The following is a 2,866-nucleotide window of genomic DNA, read 5'->3' on the forward strand; positions in this document are numbered from 1 at the left end:
GCGTAACGCTGTAGCGCTGTTCCGAACAGGCTCACCGCGCCGGCCAGAATCGCGACGTGCACGGCACCACCGGGCCGGGTGTCGCGATAGGTGAGCCGTTCCACCGTCGTTGCCGCGGCGCCGAATCCAGCCACCGGATGACCCGCCCGCGGGTCGGCGAACACCAGATCGGCCAAGTAGCCGATCAGCACACCGACGACCCGGCTATGCCGCGTGGCGCCAAACACTCCGGCAGCGTCTCACACATGGTCTACTCGGCTGATGGAGCACCACCCGCGATGAGGCGGCGCATCACCCGGGTCGCTGACCTGCTGAATCCCGCCGCTGTGCTGCTGCCTGCCGCGAACGTGATCATGCAGCTGTCGCTGCCTGGCGTTGGCTACGGCGTCCTGGAGAGCCCGGTTGACAGCGGCAACGTCTACAAGCATCCGTTCAAACGGGCACGAACCACTGGAACGTATTTGGCCGTCGCAACTATCGGCACCGAGTCGGACCGCGCGCTGATCCGTGGTGCCGTGGACACCGCTCATCGGCAAGTACGGTCGACACGGTCGAGTCCGGTGTCCTATAACGCTTTCGACCCGGGCCTGCAGCTGTGGGTGGCCGCCTGCCTGTATCGCTACTTCATCGACCAGCACGAGTTCTTGCACGGCCCGCTCGACGATGCGACCGCCGACGCGGTGTATCAGGACAGCAAACGACTGGGCACCACACTTCAAGTTCGCGAGGCGATGTGGCCGCCGGACCGCGTCGCGTTCGACGACTACTGGAAGCGGTCACTGGAAGACCTGCGCATCGATCCTCCGGTCCGCGAACACCTGCACGGCGTGGCGGCGATGGCGTTCCTGCCGTGGCCGTTGCCGGCGTTCGGGGGACCGTTCAATCTCTTCGCGACGACGGGCTTCCTGCCACCGGAGTTCCGCGCGATGATGCGCTTGGAGTGGTCAGAATCCCAGCAGCGCCGGTTCGAGTGGCTGCTCGCCGCACTGCGACTTGCTGACCGATTGATTCCACATCAGGCGTGGATCCTCGGCTACCGGCTCTACCTATGGGATATGCGGTTTCGCGCCCGGATGGGCTGGCGGATCGTTTAGGGGCTAGATGACGAGGGTGAGCGCCACCATGCCGATGACACCCACAATGGCCAGCCAGAACCACGGCTGCAGCCAGAGGGGGCCCGTGTTGGTGTCGAAGTTCTTGGGCAGAACGTCGGTGTCTGTGCGCTCGGGAGTCAGCTGCGAAGTCATGTATCAAGCATGACTAATTAGTCAGACGAAGTAAATGTGGCGCTCGCCACCCTCCGACTGCCGATGCGATCTAGGTCACACTTGGATCGCCCGCCCGCTCGCCCATCGGCGCACGCTCGCCAGAGAGGAATCAGAATCATGGCATTTCCTGCACTCAACCATGTCGCGCTGACCGTCCGCGACATGGCCGTCAGCGGCCCCTGGTACCGCCGCCTGTTCGACGCCGACCCTGTGGTCGACGAGCACACCGCCGCCGGATTCCGGCACCTGGTGTGGATCCTCGACGGCGGCACTCTGCTCGGAATTCACCAGCATGAGCACCCGGCACCCGACGAGCGTTTCAGCGAGTTCCGGGTGGGCCTGGATCATGTCGGTTTCGGCTGCGCGGACCGTGCCGCACTGGAGACCTGGATGGAGCGTCTCAATGAGTTGCGCATTCAGCACGGCGGAATCGTCGATGCGCCCTACGGCTCGGGTTTGAGTTTCCGCGATCCGGACGGCACCGCGCTCGAGTTTTTTGCGCCGCCAAGCTGACTGACGTGGGCGTTCCGTCCGCGTCTCAGATGTGTCAGCATGAGCGGGTGAGCGCCCGAAAGATCGCCCATTATTTTGCCGCCGTAATCATAACGGCCTGCTCGGCACTGCTGAGCGCACCACTCTTTCCCGCCGCCGCGGCCAACTGCCCCGACATCGACGTGACATTCGCCCGTGCCACCGGTGAGCCGCCCGGGGTCGGGGTGGTCGGCCAGGAATTCATCGATGCGCTGCGCCCGCAGGTCGGTGGTCGGTCCGTCGCGGTGTATCCGGTCAACTACCCGGCCTCGGACGACCTCGCCCCATCGGCAAACGCCGGTGGCGTGGATGCGAACGCTCACGTCGAGTCGATGGCCGCCAGCTGTCCCAACACCAAGCTGGTGCTCGGCGGGTACTCCCAGGGCGCCGTCGCGATCGACCTGATCACCATCGCCCAATTGCCGGTATCCGGCTTTGTCCCGGTGTCGCTACCCCAAGACGTGGCCGATCACGTTGCCGCGCTTGCCTTCTTCGGGAATCCGACGGACAGGTACCTGGGGGCGCCGGTGACTACGCTCAGTCCTTGGTACGGGGCCAAGTCCATTGACTTGTGCGCAGAGGGCGACCCGGTCTGCACTGCTGGCGCACTCTATACGGTGCCAACGCACGACGAGCTGTCATCCCCCGCGCACCTCTCGTACGCGCATTCCGGCATGCCGGCTCAAGCCGCAGCTTTCGTGGCAAGTCACGTGTAGCCGTGCGCGCGGTTGTCATCACCAAGCACGGTCCCCCGTCGGTGCTCAAGGTGCAAGATCGTCCCGACCCGCCGCCGCCGGCGGCCGGCCAGGTGCGTATCTCGGTGCGTGCAGCGGGCGTCAATTTCGCCGACCATCTCGCTCGCGTCGGGCTGTACCCCGATGCGCCCAAGGTGCCCAGCGTCGTCGGCTACGAGGTGGCCGGAACGATCGAGTCCGTCGGCGACGGCGTCGATCCGGCGCGCGTGGGCCAGCGGGTGCTGGCCGGAACCCGTTTCGGCGGCTACGCCGAGATCGTCAACGCGGGCGCCAATGACACTGTCCCGCTGCCGGACTCGATGAGCTTCGAGC

The 2,866-nt window shown here is 65.6% G+C and carries 5 protein-coding genes and 1 pseudogene; 4 read left to right on the forward strand and 2 right to left on the reverse strand.

The window, feature by feature from the left end; all coding sequences use genetic code 11:
* Positions 1-227: pseudogene (locus WAN02_RS04510) on the reverse strand (cobalamin biosynthesis protein); the annotation flags it as partial.
* A gap of 51 nt (positions 228-278) precedes the next feature.
* Between WAN02_RS04510 and WAN02_RS04515 the strand changes: the two are divergent.
* Positions 279-1,094, forward strand: a complete 816-nt coding sequence (locus tag WAN02_RS04515; RefSeq protein WP_422262983.1) for an oxygenase MpaB family protein — start codon at positions 279-281, stop codon at positions 1,092-1,094.
* Between the two features lie 3 nt (positions 1,095-1,097).
* Here the strand turns inward: WAN02_RS04515 and WAN02_RS04520 are convergent, their stop codons facing one another.
* Positions 1,098-1,247 (reverse strand): hypothetical protein, encoded by a 150-nt coding sequence (locus WAN02_RS04520; RefSeq protein ID WP_422262979.1) that lies wholly within the window; start codon positions 1,245-1,247, stop codon positions 1,098-1,100.
* 138 nt (positions 1,248-1,385) lie between these two features.
* Here WAN02_RS04520 and WAN02_RS04525 point away from each other — a divergent pair, with 138 nt between their 5' ends.
* From WAN02_RS04525 to WAN02_RS04535, 3 genes are all read left to right on the forward strand, one after another.
* On the forward strand, positions 1,386-1,781 hold the full coding sequence (locus WAN02_RS04525) for a VOC family protein (protein WP_422262980.1): 396 nt from the start codon (positions 1,386-1,388) through the stop codon (positions 1,779-1,781).
* Between the two features lie 47 nt (positions 1,782-1,828).
* The gene (locus WAN02_RS04530; protein WP_422262981.1) at positions 1,829-2,515 is read left to right on the forward strand and encodes a cutinase family protein; all 687 of its coding nucleotides are present in this window, start codon (positions 1,829-1,831) and stop codon (positions 2,513-2,515) included.
* Between the two features lie 2 nt (positions 2,516-2,517).
* On the forward strand, positions 2,518-2,866 hold a 349-nt coding region (locus WAN02_RS04535), incomplete at its 3' end, for an alcohol dehydrogenase catalytic domain-containing protein (protein ID WP_422262982.1).

The sequence above is a fragment of the Mycobacterium sp. genome (assembly GCF_049281135.1).
In the GTDB taxonomy this organism is placed as follows: domain Bacteria; phylum Actinomycetota; class Actinomycetes; order Mycobacteriales; family Mycobacteriaceae; genus Mycobacterium.

What these genes read in the sequence shown, in the direction of transcription:
- WAN02_RS04515 (WP_422262983.1), top strand. Translation starts at nt 279, where the DNA reads ATGAGGCGGCGCATCACCCGGGTCGCTGACCTGCTGAATCCCGCCGCT.
- WAN02_RS04525 (WP_422262980.1), top strand. Translation starts at nt 1,386, where the DNA reads ATGGCATTTCCTGCACTCAACCATGTCGCGCTGACCGTCCGCGACATG.
- WAN02_RS04520 (WP_422262979.1), bottom strand. Translation starts at nt 1,247, where the DNA reads ATGACTTCGCAGCTGACTCCCGAGCGCACAGACACCGACGTTCTGCCC.